The sequence below is a fragment of the Leifsonia sp. McL0618 genome, assembly GCF_049994905.1.
Lineage (GTDB): Bacteria > Actinomycetota > Actinomycetes > Actinomycetales > Microbacteriaceae > Diaminobutyricibacter.
Genome location: NZ_CP188258.1, coordinates 329,966 through 349,453 on the forward strand (window position 1 = coordinate 329,966; position 19,488 = coordinate 349,453).

13 protein-coding genes and 1 tRNA gene are annotated in these 19,488 nt (G+C 64.6%); 11 read left to right on the plus strand and 3 right to left on the minus strand.

Annotated features, from left to right (window positions below):
- Positions 1-275 precede the first annotated feature (275 nt).
- Positions 276-1,184 carry an amidase domain-containing protein gene (locus tag ACPPVQ_RS01600; RefSeq protein ID WP_426517936.1) on the plus strand — a complete coding sequence of 303 codons (909 nt, stop codon included), beginning with the start codon at positions 276-278 and terminating at the stop codon, positions 1,182-1,184.
- A 483-nt stretch (positions 1,185-1,667) separates the two neighbouring features.
- On the opposite strand, the gene pgm is transcribed toward ACPPVQ_RS01600, so the two are convergent.
- Positions 1,668-3,290 (minus strand): phosphoglucomutase (alpha-D-glucose-1,6-bisphosphate-dependent), encoded by a 1,623-nt coding sequence (pgm, locus tag ACPPVQ_RS01605; RefSeq protein ID WP_426517938.1) that lies wholly within the window; start codon positions 3,288-3,290, stop codon positions 1,668-1,670.
- 35 nt (positions 3,291-3,325) lie between these two features.
- On the opposite strand from pgm, the gene pheA reads away from it, so the two are divergent.
- Both pheA and ACPPVQ_RS01615 read left to right on the plus strand, forming a co-directional pair.
- A complete protein-coding gene (gene pheA / locus ACPPVQ_RS01610; protein WP_426517951.1) occupies positions 3,326-4,312 on the plus strand; it encodes a prephenate dehydratase in 987 nt (328 codons plus the stop codon).
- A 24-nt stretch (positions 4,313-4,336) separates the two neighbouring features.
- The gene (locus ACPPVQ_RS01615; protein WP_426517953.1) at positions 4,337-4,900 is read left to right on the plus strand and encodes a hypothetical protein; all 564 of its coding nucleotides are present in this window, start codon (positions 4,337-4,339) and stop codon (positions 4,898-4,900) included.
- A 7-nt stretch (positions 4,901-4,907) separates the two neighbouring features.
- On the opposite strand, the gene ACPPVQ_RS01620 is transcribed toward ACPPVQ_RS01615, so the two are convergent.
- Complete coding sequence (locus tag ACPPVQ_RS01620) at positions 4,908-5,909, minus strand: diacylglycerol/lipid kinase family protein (protein ID WP_426517955.1); 1,002 nt, start codon at positions 5,907-5,909, stop codon at positions 4,908-4,910.
- 66 nt (positions 5,910-5,975) lie between these two features.
- On the opposite strand from ACPPVQ_RS01620, the gene serS reads away from it, so the two are divergent.
- The 6 genes from serS to ACPPVQ_RS01650 all read left to right on the plus strand — a co-directional run bounded on the left by serS (position 5,976) and on the right by ACPPVQ_RS01650 (position 14,885).
- On the plus strand, positions 5,976-7,241 hold the full coding sequence (gene serS, locus ACPPVQ_RS01625) for a serine--tRNA ligase (protein WP_426517957.1): 1,266 nt from the start codon (positions 5,976-5,978) through the stop codon (positions 7,239-7,241).
- Positions 7,242-8,045, plus strand: a complete 804-nt coding sequence (locus ACPPVQ_RS01630; RefSeq protein ID WP_426517959.1) for an HAD family hydrolase — start codon at positions 7,242-7,244, stop codon at positions 8,043-8,045.
- A gap of 83 nt (positions 8,046-8,128) precedes the next feature.
- Positions 8,129-9,427: an LCP family protein gene (locus ACPPVQ_RS01635; RefSeq protein WP_426517961.1), complete on the plus strand. Its 1,299-nt coding sequence runs from the start codon at positions 8,129-8,131 to the stop codon at positions 9,425-9,427.
- 226 nt (positions 9,428-9,653) lie between these two features.
- Positions 9,654-12,560: a carboxypeptidase regulatory-like domain-containing protein gene (locus ACPPVQ_RS01640; protein WP_426517963.1), complete on the plus strand. Its 2,907-nt coding sequence runs from the start codon at positions 9,654-9,656 to the stop codon at positions 12,558-12,560.
- A 131-nt stretch (positions 12,561-12,691) separates the two neighbouring features.
- A tRNA-Ser gene (locus ACPPVQ_RS01645) sits at positions 12,692-12,776 on the plus strand.
- 330 nt (positions 12,777-13,106) lie between these two features.
- Positions 13,107-14,885 (plus strand): ATP-binding protein, encoded by a 1,779-nt coding sequence (locus ACPPVQ_RS01650; protein ID WP_426517965.1) that lies wholly within the window; start codon positions 13,107-13,109, stop codon positions 14,883-14,885.
- Between the two features lie 261 nt (positions 14,886-15,146).
- Here ACPPVQ_RS01650 and ACPPVQ_RS01655 read toward each other — a convergent pair whose 3' ends face one another.
- The gene (locus tag ACPPVQ_RS01655; protein ID WP_426517967.1) at positions 15,147-16,142 is read right to left on the minus strand and encodes a LacI family DNA-binding transcriptional regulator; all 996 of its coding nucleotides are present in this window, start codon (positions 16,140-16,142) and stop codon (positions 15,147-15,149) included.
- Here ACPPVQ_RS01655 and ACPPVQ_RS01660 point away from each other — a divergent pair.
- Positions 16,135-18,102: a glycoside hydrolase family 2 protein gene (locus ACPPVQ_RS01660; protein ID WP_426517969.1), complete on the plus strand. Its 1,968-nt coding sequence runs from the start codon at positions 16,135-16,137 to the stop codon at positions 18,100-18,102. The genes ACPPVQ_RS01655 and ACPPVQ_RS01660 overlap by 8 nt on opposite strands.
- A gap of 63 nt (positions 18,103-18,165) precedes the next feature.
- Positions 18,166-19,422 (plus strand): ABC transporter substrate-binding protein, encoded by a 1,257-nt coding sequence (locus ACPPVQ_RS01665; RefSeq protein WP_426517971.1) that lies wholly within the window; start codon positions 18,166-18,168, stop codon positions 19,420-19,422.
- Positions 19,423-19,488 lie beyond the last annotated feature (66 nt).

Genomic DNA, 19,488 nt, shown 5'->3' on the forward strand with positions numbered 1-19,488 from the left:
TGACATGGGTCCTCGAGTCGTGTTGCTGGAAGGGATGCCCGGATCCACGGGCATCACACCGGTGTGGGCTCAGAAATTGCGAAAATTGCGCAGACTGCAAAGTTACACCTTCTGACGGTGTCGGGGCAACGGCTCATCATCCCGGGCGCGGCACGGTTCGCCGCTGGCGAACGAGGCAGCGGATGCCCGCCACGCGGCCCCCCACTCAGGTGACGTTGATGAATCTCGCGTACCGTTAAAGCACGGACGTCTCTCCCACCACAAGGTTTACATTCATGCGCTCTGGTCTGCACCGCTCCACCCGTAGCCGCTTCATCGCCCTCGCCGGGGCTGTCGCCGCGACCGCCCTCCTGCTCACAGGATGCGCCGGCGGAGGGTCCAACACCCCCGACGCGGGAGCGAAGACGCCCGCTCCGGCGGCCGCTCCCGCACCGACCGCCATCACCGCGGTCTCGCCCGCATCCGGTTCGGTCTCGGGCACCAACACGGTCACGCTGACCGGAACGTCCCTCTCGAACGTGAAGGCCGTCACCATCGGCGGCCAGGCCGCGGCGATCAGCTCGAGCGGCTCCGACAAGCTCGCTGTCGTCGTGCCCCAGGCTGCGATGTTCAACCCCGCGAAAGTCGACATCGTCGCCAGCGGCGCCGACGGCAAGCCACTCGCGACCGTCGCCGGCGGTTACCAGTACCAGGTCGTCACCCCGGTCGACAAGCAGCTCAACTACGCGATGCAGCACTGGAACAACTACAACACTTCCGTCTACGGCGACCTCAACCCGGTCGGCGGGGACTGCGCCAACTTCGTGAGCCAGACGCTGATCGCCCGCGGGTGGGCCATGAACGGCGACTGGTACAACCACAATGCCGCTGCAAGCTGGAGCCCGTCGTGGGGCTACGTTCCGGCGATGGACACCTGGATCCGCAGCACGCCGAGCCTCGGCCTCCACGAGTACCCGCTCGACCAGCGCGACAAGATCAAGGTCGGCGACATCGTGATGTTCGACTGGAACAACAACAACTCCCTCGACCACGTGCAGATCGTCTCCCAGGTGCTCCATGCCAACGGCAAGATCGTCATCAAAATGGTCGGGCACAACACCGACTCCGACTACCGCGACCTCGACACCGCGATCACGGTCGACCACCCCGGTGCCGGCGGCCACTTCTGGAGCTTCAGCTCGTAGTCGCGTTCGTAAAACAGGAGAACGTGTGACGGATGGGGCGGATGTCGCCCGTTTCGCGCGCATCCGCACCGCTTGTGTCACTCCCGTCACACGATCTCCTGTTTTATGAGCAGGCTCGGCCGAGCGCGAGGAATTCAGGAAGGGGTGTGACGGGAGGGGCGGATGTCGCCCGCCGGGCCCGCATCCGTGCCGAACGTGCCACGTGCGGCGCCCATGTTCCTGAATTCCTGAACGAGCGCCCGGGCCGCGCCATGCGGTCAACTTTGGAAGCCAAGCTTTTGGCAACCGATCGACGGCCAGCCGAAACTTTTGGCTTCCCATTCGGGTGCGGTGACCGAGGTACCAGGCCGGAGCTGATTGGTCGCCAAAGTATTGGCGACCAAGCGATCGGATGCCGATAAATTGGCGACCAATCAGCAGCGGGCGGGCAAAGCCCCGCAGCGGGCGGGCAGAGCTCAGCAGCGGGCGGCCAAACCCCCGCCCTCACGCGCCCTCGAGCGCCCCGTCGACGATCGTCTTCGCGTCGGACTGCACGCGCTTCAGGTGCTCTGCGCCCTCGAACGACTCCGCGTAGATCTTGTAGACGTTTTCCGTGCCGCTCGGCCGGGCCGCGAACCAGGCGTTCGCTGTCTCGACCTTGACGCCGCCCAGCGCCGCATCGTTGCCAGGGGCACGGCTCAGCTTCGCGACGATCGCCTCCCCGGCGAGTTCGGTCGCCGCGATCGCGTCGCCGTCGAGTTTGCCGAGCGCCGACTTCTGGGCTGGGCTGGCCGGCGCGTCCACCCGCTCGTACACCGGGCTGCCGAACCGCAGGGTGAGCTCGTGGTAGTGCTGGCTGGGCGTCTTGCCGGTCGTCGCGAGGATCTCACTGGCCAGGAGGGCGAGCAGGATGCCGTCTTTGTCCGTTGTCCAGACCGACCCGTCGAAGCGGAGGAAGCTCGCCCCGGCGCTCTCTTCCCCGCCGAACCCGACGGATCCGTCGACGAGTCCGGGCACGAACCACTTGAACCCGACGGGCACCTCCCAGAGGCGGCGGTCGAGGGATTCGGCGACCCGGTCGATGATCGTCGACGAGACGAGGGTCTTGCCGACCGCGGCATCCGCCCGCCACCCGGTGCGGGTGCGGAACAGGTAGTCGATCGCGACAGCGAGGTAGTGGTTGGGGTTCATCAGGCCGCCGTCGGGGGTGACGATGCCGTGACGGTCCGCATCCGCGTCGTTCCCGGTGAGGATGTCGAAATCGTCTTTGTGCTTCAGCACCGAGGCCATCGCCGAGGGGCTCGACGGGTCCATGCGGATCTTGCCGTCCCAGTCGAGGGTCATGAACGCCCAGGTCGGGTCGACGGTCGGGTTGACGACGGTGAGGTCGAGGCCGTACCGCTCGCCGATGGCGGCCCAGTAGTTGACGCTCGCACCGCCGAGCGGGTCGGCGCCGATGCGGATGCCGCTGGCCGCGATCGCCTTCACGTCGATGATGTTCTGCAGGTCTTCGACGTAGTTTCCCCTGAAGTCGTACGTCTCCACGCCGCTCGGCTCGCTCATCCGCACTCCGCGAAGCTCGTCGGCGATGAGTTCGTTCGCGCGGGCGGCGATCCAGCTGGTCGCATCCGTGTCGGCCGGGCCGCCGTGCGGGGGGTTGTACTTGAAGCCGCCGTCGGTGGGCGGGTTGTGGCTGGGGGTGACGACGATTCCGTCGGCTTTGTCGGAGTGTCCGGCATTGTTGTAGATGAGGATCGCATGCGAGAGCGCCGGGGTCGGCACCCAGTCGCCGAACGCGTCGACGAGCACATTCACCTCGTTGGCGACGAGCACCTCGAGCGCTGTCGTCATCGCCGGGCCGCTGAGCTCGTGGGTGTCCGCTCCGAGGAACAACGGGCCGTCGATGCCCTGCGCGGCCCGGTACTCGCAGATCGCCTGGGTCGTCGCTGCGATGTGGTTCTCGTTGAACGCCGTGTTGAGGGAACTGCCGCGGTGACCGGACGTTCCGAACACCACCCGCTGCTCCGGGATGCTCACGTCGGGCTTGAGGTCGTAGTAGGCCGCCCGCAATGCGTCGATGTCGACGAGGTCGGATTCCTGGGCCGGCGTTCCTGCTCGATCGTTCATCACCCCAGTCAACCACCTTGGATAGGCTGTGGGCCATGCCCGAAACCGCCGATCAGCCCCCTATCGCTCCTCACGGCGCGGCGCCGGACCATGTCGGCGACGTCTACAGCTTCCTCGGCCCGTCCGGCACGTTCACCGAGGCGGCCCTCGCTCAGGTTCCGCAGGCGCAGGGCAAGCACTGGCGTTCGGTGAACAACGTGGGCGAGGCGCTCGGGGATGTCGTGGCCGGCCGGAGCGTCGCCGCCATGATCGCCATCGAGAACTCGATCGAGGGCGGGGTGTCGGTCGCGCAGGACGCCCTGGCCACCATCCCGGATCTCCGGATCATCGGCGAATACCTGGTTCCGGTGAACTTCGTGCTGGTCGCACGCCCGGGAACACGATTGTCGGATGTGAAGGTCATCAACGCGCATCCGGTCGCCTACGCGCAGTGCCACCTCTGGCTCGACGCGAACCTCCCTGAGCACGGACACCTGCCTGCCTCCAGCAACGTGGCGGCCGCTGCGTCACTGCTCGACGGCAGCCCCGCAGACGCAGCGATCGCGCCTCCGGGTATCGTCGACCATCACGACCTGGACGTGCTGGCCGAGCAGATCGGCGACAACCCGAACGCAGTGACGCGGTTCGTGCTGGTCAGCCGCACCACGGGCATCCCCGCCCCGACCGGAGCCGACAAGACGAGCATCATCGCCGAACTTCCCGACGACCGGCCCGGAAGCCTCCTCGACCTGCTCGAGCAGTTCTCGACCCGCGGGGTCAACCTGAGCCTCATCGAGTCCCGCCCCATCGGCGATTCCCTCGGGCGCTACCGCTTCGTCATCGACGCCGACGGTCACATCGCCGACGAACGGGTGGCGGATGCCCTGCTCGGCCTCCGCAGGTTCAGCCCGGCCCTCATCTTCCTGGGTTCGTACCCCCGTGCCGACGGTCGCCGCATCGACTACGACCACCGCTACCGCGACGAGGTCTTCACCGACGCCAGGGAGTGGCTGAAAGGGCTCACGGCACCGCGCGGCGAGTAGTCTGGCTGCGAGCAAGGAGGCGACGTGGGGAACGACATCGACCCGAGATTCGACCCGGCGTTCCAGCGGGGGTACAAGCCCAAGCCGGGGGAGAGGGCTCGCACGCGCGTGAGGCCGGACCAGCCCACCCAGCAGGTGGCGAGTCCGCCTGGATCGGCCCCGGTGCCCGCGCCACGACCGGTCTCGTCGGCGGCCGACGAAGTGCCCTGGCCCGACGACGAACCCGAACCCGACACCGTACCGCCCGCCCGCATCATCGAGGTCGTCTCCGGCGAGGAGGTCGAGCGCGATTACGCCGACGAGGGTGCCATCCTTCTCGCCGGGGTGGAGACAGCTCCCCGCCGCAACCGGTACTTCCTCGCGCTCTGGGTGATGGGGATCGGCTTCGTCGCACTCGGCATCCTGTTGTACGTGATGTCGGTGGCGACGTCGTACACCACCACCAATACCAACGGTTCGGATGTCGTGCAGCTCGTCTTCAGTCAGCTCGGCTGGATGCTCGCGGCGCCCCTGATCACGGTCGGGTTGCTGACCCTGGTCGTCCTTGTTCTCATCCAGGCCCTTCGGCCGAGGCCGCGGCGGGACTGACGCGCTTTCAGTGGACGGTTGCCTGACGTGGCACGCGCACGACCAGCGACTGATGACCGACCGTGAAATCGATGGCGGTCACATCGCCGAACTCGTCGCCGTCGAGTTCGATCGGCTCGGGCGCGTTGACGGTCAGGCGTATCGACCCGCCTCGCAGGTAGATGAGCTCGGTTCGCTGGCCCCGGTCGGTCATGCGGATGATGCTGCGGCCGAGTGACGTGCGCCGCAGCACCCGGTTCTCCCAGGTCACCCGGCGCCAGACGGCCAGCCAGCCCAGCACCGTCTTCGGCTGGATCAGCGCGATGTCGAGTTTGCCGTCGTCGAGGATGGCATCGGGGATGAGTTCGATGGCGCCCGGGAGGCTGCCGCAGTTCGCGACGAGAATGGTGCTCACGTGGGCGCTCCGTTCCTCGTCGTCGTCGAGTGCGATGCCGAGCCGCACCTTCGAGCTCTCCGGCAGTGCGCGGAATCCGGCATCCACATACGCCAGCCAGCCGAAGCGCCGTTTCAGCGCGGGCCGCGTCTTCGCCATCATCGCGGCGTCGATGCCGAGGCCGGCCATGACGAGGAAAGCGTGCTCGGCGTTCTCGCCGTCCGCGCGGGTGAGGGCGGCCAGCCCGATGTCGATCGCCCTGTCGTCGCCGGCGAAGGCGATGGTGCACGCCTCGTCGAGGTCGGTCAGGGGCAGGCTGAGGTTGCGGGCGAGCAGGTTGCCGGTGCCGGAGGGAAGGATGCCGAGCGAGGCATCCGTGTCGCGCAGGGCTTCGGCGACGGCCCGGACCGTACCGTCTCCGCCCGCGGCGACGACGAGTGTCGCACCCCGGTCGAGCGCCTGGCGGGTCTGCGCCTGGCCCACCTCGTCTGCGGTCGTCGAGAGCCAGAGCACGTCGCGCCATCCGGCGTGCGCGGCCGCAGTGGCGACCGCAGCCCTGATGCGGGCGACATCGACCTTGACCGGGTTGTAGACGACCGCCGCGAGGGCGGACTCGTCTGAAACCGGTTCTTCCACGAGCCTTACCGTACTCGTAACCCGTCCGGGCCCGGCAGGTCGTGCCCCAGAACTAGACTGGCTCCCGTGATCGATCCCGTTCTGCTTCGCGAAAATCCCGACCTGATCAAACGCTCGCAAGAGGCGCGGGGCGAGTCCGTCGCACTCGTCGACGCAGCCCTTCTCGCCGACGTCGAGCGCCGCTCGGCGATCGCCGCGTTCGAGGAGCTGCGTGCGGAGCAGAACCTGTTCGGCAAGAAGGTGGCAGCAGCCCCGAAGGACGAGAAGAAAGAACTCGTTGCGCAGGCGCAGGAGCTCGCGGCGCGTGTGAAGGCGGCGCAGCACGCGTCGAACGAGGCAGAAGAGGCGTTCGGCCTCGCCATCCGCGCGCTCGGCAACCCGATCATCGACGGTGTGCCGGCCGGCGGCGAAGAAGACTTCGTCACGCTCCGCACGGTCGGCGAGAAGCCCGCGTTCGACTTCGAGCCCCGCGACCACCTCGAACTCGGCGAGGCGCTCGGCGGCATCGACATGGCGCGCGGCGCGAAGGTCTCCGGTGCGCGGTTCTACTACCTGAAGGGCGTCATCGCCCGACTTGAGATCGCGCTCATGAACATGGCGCTCGATCGTGCGCTCGCCGCAGGCTTCATCCCGCTCATCACCCCGACCCTGGTCAAGCCCGAGATCATGCAGGGCACCGGCTTTCTCGGTGCGCACGCCGACGAGATCTACTACCTGCCTGCCGACGACCTCTACCTGACCGGCACGAGCGAGGTGGCGCTCGCGGGGTACCACGCGGATGAGATCCTCGACCTCACCGGCGGCCCCATCCGCTACGCCGGCTGGTCGACCTGCTACCGCCGCGAGGCCGGCTCGGGTGGCAAGGACACGCGCGGCATCATCCGCGTGCACCAGTTCAACAAGCTCGAGATGTTCGTTTACACGCTGCCAGAAGATGCTGAGGCCGAGCACGACCGCCTCGTCGGCTGGCAGGAGGACATGCTGCAGGCCCTCGGCCTCACCTATCGGGTGATCGACGTGGCCGCCGGCGACCTCGGCTCGAGCGCCGCCCGCAAGTTCGACGTCGAAGCGTGGGTGCCGACCCAGGACGCCTTCCGTGAACTCACTTCGACCTCCAACTGCACGACCTTCCAGGCGAGGCGTCTCGACATCCGCTACCGCACCGAGAGCGGCAAGACCACGCCGGTCGCCACCCTCAACGGCACGCTCGCGACCACGCGCTGGATCGTGGCCATTCTCGAGACGCACCAGCGCGCCGACGGCTCGGTGGTCGTGCCGGAGGCGCTGCGGCCGTATCTCGGCGGCCTCGACGTGCTCGAGCCGGTCGGCTAGATGACAGGCAACGAACGGCTGCTGATCGCCCTCGACGTCGACGGAACGCTGATCCACGAAGACGAGACGGTCGGCCCGGCCGTCGTCGACGCCGTGGCCAGGGTGCGCGATGCGGGCCATGCCGTGATGCTCGCGACCGGGCGCAGCTGGGAGACGGCGGCGCCCATCCTCGAGCGTTTCGGACTCGACTCCGAATACGTCGTCTGTGCGAACGGGGCGTTGACGATGCAGCGCGACCCGGATTCGCCCGACGGCTACCGGCGTGAATTCGTCGAGGTGTTCGACCCGAGCGAGGTGCTCGAGATGATCCGCCCGCACCTGCCGAGCGGGAGTTTCATGGTCGAAGACCCGACCGGGTTCCGCCGCTACACCGCAGGCATGAGCGAGTGGGAGCTGGCCAACGGCGAGGAGGTCCCGTTCGAGGAGCTGTCCGCGCATCCGGCCACCCGCGTCGTCGTCATCTCACCGCAGCACGACGAAGAGGAGTTCCTCTCCATCGTCGAGCGGATGGGCCTCCACAAGGTCAGCTATTCGATCGGCTGGACCGCGTGGCTCGACATCGCACCGGATGGCGTGAACAAGGCGACCGCGCTGGAGCGGGTTCGCGAACGGCTCGGCATCGATCGCAAACACCTGGTGGCGGTGGGGGATGGCCGCAACGACCTCGATATGCTGCACTGGGCGGGCGCGCACGGCCGCAGCTACGCGATGGGCCAGGCGCCGGATGACGTGAAAGCGGCCGCGACGGCCGTCACGGGACCTGTCGTCCTGGACGGTCTCGCGGAGGTGCTTTACGCGCTCTGAGAGCCGGGTGTGCATCCGTTCAGAGCATTGCCAGACTGGTCTGAGAGGCTTGAACCTCCATGCCTCGAGCCGAAAGGGAGTGAATGAGCGACCTGCGTCCCCGCACCAACCGGAAAATAACCGGTGAAGGTGACGTCTCCACGATCGCCCGTCACGGCCAGCTCAAGCGCCGTAATCCTTTCCCCACACTGGCCAAGATCGTCGCCGCCGTCGTAGGCGTCGCCCTCGTCAGCAGCATGTCCGTCGCTGCCATCGCCGCGTGGGATGTGACCACCAGCGTCCACAAATCGGTCACCCTCGTCGACGCCAAGGGCAAGGCGATCGTGCCGCAGGTCGGCGCCATCGACGGCTCCTTCAATGTGCTCCTCGCCGGCAGTGACAGCGGCGACGGCAACGCCGCCTACGGCACACGCGGCGAGAACCTCAACGATGTGACGATGCTCCTGCACGTGTCTGCAGACCACAAGAACGCGACCGTCGTGAGCTTTCCTCGTGACATGTTCGTCGCCATCCCCTCGTGCCCCGACCCCAAGGGCGGCTCGTTCGACGCGATGAGCTATCAGAAGATCAACAACACGCTCACCTATGGCGGGCTGGCCTGCACCGTTCTCACCGTCGAGAAGCTGACCGGGCTGACGATTCCCTATGCCGGCGTGATCCAGTTCGACGGCGTGATCGAGATGTCGAACGCCGTCGGCGGCGTTCCCGTCTGCGTCGCGGGCGACATCACGGACCCGTACACCGGACTCAACGTGAAGGCCGGCCAGAACACCCTCCAGGGCGCCCAGGCGCTCGCATTCCTGCGCACCCGCCACGGTGTCGGCGATGGCTCCGACCTCGGCCGCATCAGCAACCAGCAGGTGTTCCTCTCGTCGCTCGTGCGCACCATCAAGAGCGCGGACACGCTCGCCAACCCGGTCAAGGTCTACGCCCTCGCGAAGGCCGCGGCGAGCAACATGAGCCTCTCCGAAAGCCTCAACAACCCGACCACGATCGCCTCGATGGCCATCGCGATGAAGGGCATCGACCTGAACAAGGTCGTCTTCGTCCAGTACCCGAACCACTACGTGCAGGATGGCGTAGCGCCGACCGAGGACGCCGCGACGGCACTCATGACGGCGTTGCAGAACGACCAGCCGGTCGTCGTCACCGGTGACACCGGCGTCGGATCGGTCACCGACCCGAAGGCGCCCCCGGCCGCGACGGCTCCGTCGACGCCGGGTACGTCGACCACCGCGCCGTCGAGCGGGGCGTCCACCACCGCGCCGTCGACTGGGTCCTCCGGTTCGGGCAGCGGCTCCGGCTCGGCTGTCGACCTGCCGAGCGACGTGCACGGCCAGACCGCCGGGCAGTACACCTGCTCGAAGCCGTTCTCCGGCTAGGCGCCTGAGGCCGCGCCTGTCGGCGAGAGTGGCCCGCCGCGCCAAGACTCGCCCGCCCACCTGGTCGTCTCGATGCTGTGGGCGACTCTCGGCGCCCACGGACCGCGGTCTCCGCGCGTGGGCGGGCAGGCCGCCCCCGTTTTGGGGTAGAGCGCGCGGGTAGTCGCGCCTGTACAGTGTGCCCGAGGTTCGCTTGGTCCCTCCACGTCCACGCTGAAGGGTGACAATGCGAAAACTCTCGAGACTCGCGATTAGTGCAGTGCTCACGTTGGGGCTCGCGGTCGGAGTGCTGGCTGTGCCGACAGCGGCGTTTGCCGTTACGGCCCCAGCGACCACTCTCATCCGCGGGTTCGTGACCGTCGGGCCGGACAAGCGGCCCGCTGCAGCAGGCGAGGTCTCGATCAGCTACGAGTTCTCGACGGATGACGCCACCTGGGGTGTCCCTCAGGCGACGGATCTCACCACCGGTGCAAACTCTGTGTTCGGCTCCTTCAACATGCCGGTCGGCTACTACCGGGTGACGGTTACAGATCTCCTGTATCCGGGCCTTCTGCCGTTCGTCGGCATCATCGACGCGACCAACCCGAGCAGTCCCTATCTCGAGGTCAATCTGACCGGAGCGACGTCCATCTCCGGAACAGTCCAGCTCAATGACCAGACCAATGCGAATCCGGGCCCTGCGACGGCCGGCGAGGTGCGTGTCTACCTGTGGGAGCTGGCCAACGGTCGCATTGCCGGGTGGGACATCCCCTCCGTCCTCACGGATGCGTCGGGCAGCTACAGCTTCGCGGGCCTCGACACCGCAGACACCGCCTACACGCTCGAATTCGCCTATGCCGGAAGCTCGCCCAGCTACACCACGGTCTGGTGGGGCGGGTCCGACCAGTCCACAGCTGCCGCACCGATCGCTGCGCCCGGCAGCGCCGTGCCGACACTGGACTTCACGATCCCCTTCACGAACACGGTCGCCGGAACAGTGGTCGACAGCGCCTCGCAGCCGGTCGCAGGCGTGACGGTCTGCGTTTTCAAGAAGCCGTCGCCCTGGCCGCAGCCCACCTCGGCGCCGCACATCTGCGAGGGCGCGGTCGGCAGTGCCATCACCGATGCATCCGGTCACTACGCGATCGGTCGCCTCGCCGATGCGGACTATTCGGTCGCGTTCTCCCCGCCGGCCACGTACTCAACGCAGCTGTGGCAGGGCCGGAACACCTTCTTGACGCCGACGCTCGTGTCGCTGAGCGGCCAGAAGCTGGTGAGCGGGATCGACGTGACCCTGCTGAAGGACGACACGATCACGACCAGCATCTCGGTCAACGGGCTGACAGCGGCCCAGGCGGCATCCGTCGGCCACGGATCGGTCGATGTGCAGCAACTCGACCCGACCACCGACGCCTGGGTCGACTCGAACCTGTGGAACACGTCTGACGCATCCGGCCACTACACCATCACCTCCCTCCTTCCGGGAACGTACCGGGTGGACCTCAAGTTCACGGACAAGTACGGTGGCTCGGTCCACCAGCTGTCGGCGCCGGTGACCCTCGCGGGCGAAGGGCAGACGACCGCGGTCAGCGCGTCGCTGCTGCAGCCGATCCGGCCTGGAGCGACCGTGAAGACGGCGACGTCGTCGACCGTCTACCTCGTGGACGGTGCGTCGAGACTCGTCCCCGTCGATTCGATGACGACTCTGAGCGACATCGGTTTCAGCACGAAACCGGTCACGTACGCCGCAAGCCGACTCGCGAGCTACACGATCACTTCCGGTCACCTCAGCAACGCAATCCAGTGCGCGAACGGCCAGCAGTGGATCGGCGGATCGGGCATGCTCAATGCCGTCTTCGACGGCACAGGGCTTCCGAAGACCGCGCCCGGCCTCACCAGGCTCGAGGACTCGACCTGCGCGGTTCCGCCGAAATCGACGTCGGGGACCTACTCCATACCGCCCGTCGTCGCGGTGCACGGGGACCCCACCGTCTACATGATCGGCTCAGACGGCAAGAAGCACGCCTACCTCAATGAGGCCGACCTGCGTCTGGAGGACAGCTACGACCCGATCATCATCTGGACCTCGTCCTACTACCTGAACCGGATCGTCACCGGCAGCGTTCACATTCCGGCAGGGCACCTCGTGAAGACGACGACGTCATCGTCCATTTATGTGGTCGATGGTCAGTCGCGACTTCTGCCGCTGACCTCTTTCGCGATCGCCGCGGATGCGGGCATCAGCATGCAGATCGAGACGGTGACGCCATCCCAGATATCGGGCTACACCGTCGCATCCACCCCGTTTCGCAATGTTTTCGTCTGCCTCGACCAGACACTCATCGCCGGAGCGGGACACCTCTATGTCGTCAATCCTGCGCTGGTGGCAGCCGTGCCGCAGCTCACGCTCGATGTTTACACGTGCGACGGTATCCACGCCTGGAACAGCGGGTATGTGACGTTCAATCATGCGCTGTTCGTGAAGTCCGCGAGCAGCTCGACCATCTACTACATCGATGCGGCGGGGCAGAAGCAGCGCGTGTTCTCGATGGCGACCGTCGCGAAACTCAGCGCGCCTGATCCGGCACGCTACCTCACCGCCAGTGACGCGTTCCTCGCCACCTTGCCGAACGGCATCGACCTGGTGACGGCCGGACTACTGGTGAAGCCGCCGACCTCGACGAGTGTGTATGTGGTGGATGGCGGCGGGGGGCTCATTCCGCTTCGTTCGTTCACGACGGCGACCGATCTCGGTCTCTCGTCGCATTACGTTACGGTGACTGCGGCGACGATGAAGACACTGTCGGTCGCGCCGGCTGCCCTGAACAATCTGGTGTCATGCGCCGGCGCCGACTACATCGGCGGTGCGGGCAAACTCTGGTCGATCGACCCGTCAGCGGTCGGTTCACTTGCAGTGTCGTCCCTTCCCGCCAGCCTGTGCACAGTGCTGCCGAAGAGTGCGGACGCGCTCGGCACCGCCGTGTTCATCAAGGCTGCAACCTCGGCGACCGTCTACACGCTGGAGGGCGGAGTGAAGCATCCGGTCTCCGCCTGGGCGACGCTGGTGCGCCTGGCGGCAGGCAAGCCCGTCACGGTGTTGTCGCTCGACGCCGGGTTCGTCGCGCGTATCCCCCTCGGTGCCGTGCGTACGTAGCGGTCGTTGCGTACCTTCGCCGAGCACAGGGAAAAGCACCTCATCCGATCGGGCGGATTCACTGACTTTTCCTGTGCTCGGCGAGCCGGTGTCGTTCGGTAGACTCGGCGGAGCCGGTTCGTACCGGCACGGGAGGGCTGTCCGAGCGGCCGATGGAGCCAGTCTTGAAAACTGGTGGGCAGAAATGTCTCGTGGGTTCGAATCCCACGCCCTCCGCTTATGAAAATGCTGATCAGGTGCAGTTTCAATCCATTGTCCGCACGAACTTTGCGCACATTCGCGTTCTATTCGGTCAAGGTTGAAGCCTAGACGGGACAAGGTCACGTCTCAGGTTCAACTGGGTCCGAATTGAAACTGTCGCATTGCAGGTTGCTTGATCCCGGTTTCGACCTTCACGCGACGCTGTCGAGATTGGGACAGTTTTGCGGTAGTTTTGCTGCAGCCTTCACTGTGTAGGGTGGCGCAAAACTATTGAAAAACCTTTGCGGTTGGGTGACGGCGCGCGTTGTGATTGACAATGACAAGTAGACGGAGGGGAAGCCTTAAATGGATCCTGTCGATGCCGTACTGGTAACAATCGCCGAGGGCAACTTCAACGCAAACGATGCCGAGACGCTCGAGATCGAGTTCAAAACCGACGGCAGATCACGCAACGATGATCTCGGCAACCTCGCCGATGCGGCGTCCTGTATGGCTAACGCGTCAGGGGGAACCGTCATCGTCGGCGTCGACGATCGGATGTCCGGTGCCGAGGCATTCGTCGGAACTGCCCTTGACTCGGAGAGGACCAGGCTGCGTATTTATGAGCTGACCAACCCGCCCCTGCTGGTAGAAGCTGAGCTCCGAACTTCTCACCCGAGTCGCGTTCTCGTCCTTACCGTACCCAATAGCACGCAGGTGCACAGTGCCAATGGCAAGATCCCTACCGAACGCATCGATCAGCACTGTATGCCGATGACAACCGACCGCATCGCTGCAGTCACAGCTCAGAAGACCGGCCGAGATTGGAGCGTCCAGCGCAGTAATATGCAGGCCTCCGACGCGGATCCGGTCGCAATGCAGGTTGCCCGGGAAATGCTGGTCCGCTCGAACGACGCGAGCAAGCGACGTCTCTCTGAAGCGAGCGATATCGATTTGCTTCGTGCGGTGGGGGTGGTCTTGGAGGATCAAGCACTTACCAACGCTGGGGCGCTCCTATTCACTCGCGCTTACGAAAGGGCGACCCTCATCGCGTACACGCACCGGCGTACTCCCACCGGACAACTGACGTCAAACGAGCACCTCACTGGACCACTCGTGGTTGCAATACAACGCGTCTTCGATCTAATCGAGGCGCGGCTGGAAACTACGCCAGTATCGATCGGCAAGGGGCAACAACTGCACATCGCTGACCTCCCCGAACCGGCTGTCCGCGAAGCTGTAGTAAATGGACTGATGCATCGCGAATACTTCAGTGCCGAACGGACATCCGTCGAGCACACCGTTACACAGATGCGCGTTACGTCGCCTGGTGGCTTCGTACCCGGTGTGAGTGTTGAAAATGTGCTCACCACATCGTCGCGGACACGCAACACGAATCTTGCCAGTGCCATGCGCATGCTTGGACTCGCTGAAACAGCAGGTTCCGGCGTCGACCGTATGTATGCCGAGATGGCACGCGTCGGTCACGAACCCCCTCGCTACATAGCTGACCCCACGAAGGTCGAGGTGACGCTGCTCGGGGGAGCGCCTAACACTTCGCTAGCCAGATATGTGTCGACGTTGCCGCCAGAGGAAGCGGCTGACGCGGACACGATGGTCATTCTCCTCACTCTCCTCACCACCAAAACGATTAGCGCTGAGGAACTCACTCCGCTGCTTCAGAAAGCGGCTGTCGAGGAATCCCAATCGGTGCTGGCACGGCTCAGCGGTGATGACGCGCGTCTCCTCGAGCCGACTCGTGAAACCGCACGACGCGCCCGCCCAAAATATCGGCTGCGTGAAGAGGCGCTCGCGGCGTTGGGACCCGCGGTAACGTACCGCCGGCGCACGACCGACCAGCTCGATCGTAAAATCATTGAGCTTGTCAACGAGACGGGGACGATCAACGCACGGATGGTCCGAATTCTTCTGGATCTCGACACCATCGGAGCTTCACGGGTACTCGCCGACCTGGTCGATCGGGAGATCCTGGTCAAGAGCTCGGAAGCGAGCCGAGGACCGAGTGTTACCTACGGTCGCGGCAAAGCGTTTCCCTCAAGGGCCAAACTCCGATCTGTGATCGACCCGGTACGTGCTTCACGCGAGCGGGATCCCAATCAGCTTCCTCTGGACGACTTCGATTGATCCACCATGGTTTCGCTTCCGGTGACGGATGAGGAATCGTCAGGGCTTGCTCATCGCGACGTGCATCCTATGGGATTAAGGACGCCGCCAAACCCCTGGAGATCGGCGCAATTTCGCGAATTTCGATAGCACGATCACCCCGCACATTGAGAAGTATTTGAGCACGATTCGAACAGAGCTTGCGCGAGCCAAAAGCGCGGAAATCAGTACAATCGCGCGTTGCGCGACCGTAACTGAGCTTGGCCGTTCTGGTGGCTGCCTCTACGAGGAACTCTCACGAATGATGAGCCGGTGCGGCGCGAGGTATTCCGCAGGCTCGCCCGCCGTGCCGTTTATGTGCGCCGACAAGAGTTCAAGGGACCTTGAGGCGATGAACGATTTGTCTGGGCTGATGCTCGAGAGTGTCGGGTAGCTGAAATGACCGTCCTCGATGTCGTCGAATCCAATGAGGGCAACGTCTTCGGGAATGCGCAGCCCGCGTTCGTGGAGTGTCCGCATCGCGCCCAGTGCAAGGGGGTCGGCGAAGCAGAAGACGGCGTCTGGTGCGACAGGCCCGTCGAGGAGTCTGGCCATCGCGACGGCCCCGTCAGGCCGGCGGAATTCGTCGACGTAGCCGATGAGGTCCGGATCGAATTCGACCCCTGCGTCCGCGAGGGCCTGCCGATAGCCAGCTAGACGGATGCTGCTGGATCGAACCAAGGGCCGCTGCGCGCCGAGCGCAGCCACCCTTCGCCGTCCGGAGGCGAGAAGGTGGGCGGTCGCGTCTCGAGCAGCAGCAAAGTTGTCGATTCGCACCTGGTCGAAACCCGGGTGTGTCTCCTCACCGAGGAAAACTACCGGCCGCTCTGGCGATATAGCGTCCGCATCTTTCGCTGCGAGTCCGAGCGGGCTGACAATGACGCCATCAAATAGCGTTCCGTGGTCGGATTGATTGATGAGCTCCAGCTCTCGCTGAGGATCACCATCGGTCTGGTCGATGATGACCGTGAAGCCGTGCTCGCCTCCGAACTCCACGAAAGCCCGGGTCAGCTCCGCAAAATATGGCGTGTCAAGTTCCGGAAGCACCAGCGCGACAAGTCCCGATCGACCGCGTTTGAGGATGCGCGCGATCTGGCTCGGCCGATAGTCCATCTCCTCGATTGTGCGCAACACACGGGCGCGGGTCTCGGGTGCGATGCTGGGGAACCCATTGACAACGTTGGACACGGTGCGAACGGACACGTTCGCGGCTTCTGCGACTTCGCGGCGAGTGGCCAAAGTATCCCCTTACTCCGCGCTTCCCCGGCTTTGGCTGGTCGACGAAACGATGACTTGCATTGATGCAATCCTACCTATAGGCTCCTGCATCATGGAGATTGCATCGAGGCAAACGGCAAATTCAAACGCCGGGGCGAAGTCCGACACGCCCTGGCTGCCGCGGTCCGAGTACCCGCGCCCCCAGTTCGCGAGAGCAGACTGGCTTTGCCTCAACGGCGAGTGGGAGTTCGAAATCGATCGCCACGGCCTGCGCGACCGGGACCAGTTCGCCGCTCGGATGCTCGATTCCACGATCATGGTGCCGTTCGCGCCGGAGTCGGCACTCTCCGGGATCGGGATCCAGGACTTCCTTGAGGTGGTTTGGTATCGCCGAGCTGTGGACATCCCGGCTGCGTGGGCCGGAAAGCGCGTCCTCCTCCACTTCCAGGCGTGCGATTACGACACGACTGTCTGGGTCAACGGTGTGGAGGTGGGTAGGCATCGGGGTGGCTTCACGCCGTTCGAGTTCGACATCACGGACGCCATCACCGGAAATGGTCCGACGGTGATCCTCGTCCGCGCTAAAGATGGTCACGACGTTCCCCAAGCTCGCGGAAAACAGTCGGATCGTTTCGAAAACTACGAGGCCTACTACACGCGAACGACCGGAATCTGGCAGACGGTGTGGCTTGAGCCCGTGGATGCGACCCATCTTTCGAGGCCCCGGATCACGCCGAACGTGCAGGAAGGAACCTTCCGCGTCGAGGCCCCGCTCGTGGGTTCGGTTCATGGCGCCGAACTCGAGATCGTGGTCAGCGATGGGGGAGACGAAATCGTTCGCAGGACGATCCGACCCGAGCCGGGCTCGGGGGCAGATCTCACCCTGCAAATCCCGGCCGACCGCCGTCGGAGCTGGTCACCGGAGAGCCCTCACCTCTACGACATCGACTTTGTGCTGCGCTCTAACGGCCGTGTCGTGGATCGCGTTTCAAGTTACGGCGGCCTCCGGTCGATCGCGATCGACGGCAAGCGCATCCTCCTCAATGGAGAACCGCTTTTTCAAAGGCTGGTCCTCGATCAAGGCTGGTATCCGGACGGCCTCATGACAGCTCCCACTGAGGCTGATTTGATCCGGGACATCGAAATCGCGCAGGAAGCCGGGTTTAACGGTGCGAGGCTGCATCAAAAGGTCTTCGAGGAGCGATACCTCTACCATGCCGATCGACTCGGCTATCTCGTATGGGGCGAATTCGCTGACTGGGGAGCCCGCGTTTCCGGAAAGCAGACGCCGACCGCCTCATTCATCACCCAATGGGTAGAAGTCCTCGAGAGGGACTACTCCCACCCGGCCGTGGTCGGCTGGTGCCCCTTGAATGAGACCTTCGAAGTAATCACCGACGAGATCACCGATCTGGACGATGTCACACGCGGTATGTACCGAGTGACCAAAGCCATCGACGAGCACCGACCCGTCATCGACGCATCGGGGTATTCGCACCGCGTTGACGGCGCAGATGTCTACGACTCCCACAACTACGAGCAAGACCCTGCCACGTTCGCCCGGCAGATGGGTGGCCTCGCGGAGGGACATCCGTACGTCAACGCTGCCCCAGATGGGAGGGCATGGTCTGTGCCCTATCGGGGACAGCCCTACTTCTGCAGCGAATTCGGCGGAATCTGGTGGTCGACCACCGACGGCCCTGGCACCGAATCGTGGGGTTACGGCGACGCGCCGCGGACGATCGAGGAGTGGTACGAGCGGGCCGACGGCCTCTTCTCCGTGCTGGTCTCGGACCCCGGAATGTTCGGTTACTGCTTCACCCAGCTGACCGACGTCTTCCAGGAGAAGAACGGAATCTTCACCTTCGATCGGAAACCCAAGTTCGACCTGGCTCGAATCCGGGCCATCCAAAATCGTCCGGCTGCAATTGAGTTCGGATCATCCGTCCCGCACCCCCGCTCGACGGCGCCTAGCGACTAGGCAAAACCCCAGCGGAAAACACATAACCTATGGTTTCCGCAGCCCAACGCACAAAGGAGTGAAATGAAGTTCAGAAAATTGGTCGCCGCAGCGGCGGCCGTCGCTGCCACGAGTCTCGTTCTCGCCGGATGCAGCGCATCCGGGAACAGCAGCTCGGGCAGCGGTACTCTCACGGTGGTCGGTTTCGAAGGCTCCAGCTCGGAACCCGCTGACCTCGCACAGCTGAACAAGGCTTTCGAGAAGAAGTACCCGGACATCAAGCTCAACTACAAATACATCTCCAACACCGAGTACGACCAGTACAACAACACACGTCTGGCATCCGGCACTGCAGCCGACGTGCTCATGACGAACCCGACCCGCGTTCAGCAATGGGTCAAGCAGGGCTACCTCGAAGACCTCAGCAGCCAACCTTGGGTCGGCAACATCCTTCCCAACGTCGCACCGTTCGGTCAGGTCAACGGCAAGACGTATGCGTTCACTCAGCAGAACATCCCGATCGGCCTCTACGCGAACCTGGACCTCCTGAAGAAGGCGGGCGTCGACCAGGTCCCGCAGACCTGGCCCGAGTTCATCGACTCGCTCAAGAAGCTCAAGGCAGCCGGGCAGCCGGGTCTGCTCCTCGCGAACCAGACCGGGTGGACCAGCGAGCAGCTGACCATGACCCTGGCGGCAAGTCTCGTCGACAACAATTGGGGCCCCAACTATGACAAGGGCGACTCGACCTGGAACCCGTCCTATGGTCCGGTTTTCGACCGCATCAAGGAACTCCTGACTGATGGCTCCGTCGACGGCAAGCTCATGAACGGCATCGAACCGTTCAACGTCGGCAACAGCCAGTTCATCGACGGCAAGTGGGCGTACACGATCATGGGAGCCTGGGAACTGAGCACCATCCAGAAGCAGGCGAAGTTCGACTTCTCACTGAACCCCGTCCCCGGTGGCGACGCGGGCACCAAGCCGAAGAGCTTCACCTTCGTCGGGTCCGGGTGGGGCGTCAACGCAGCTTCGCAGAACAAGAAGGCGGCCGAGGAGTACGTCGCGTTCATGACCGAGCCGGCGAATGACGGCGCGTACCTCGCGGCCGAGAACTCCTTCTCGACGCTGTCGAACGTTCCCAGCCCGACGATGCCGAAGGCGACCTCGTTCGTCGAAGCGTTCAACGACAAGCGCACGACACCGTCGCCTATCGAGTTCATCCAGTTCCCGAACTCTGAGGCCAAGTTCTGGGATGTCGGTACCTCGCTGTTCAACGACCCGACCCAGTCGAACTCGAGCCTGCTCTCCAAGCTCGACCAGACGATTCCGAAGACTAAGTAATCAGCCCCGATGGGGCGTCATGCACTCGCGCTGACGCCCCATCGGCACCAACGGAAAAGAGTCATC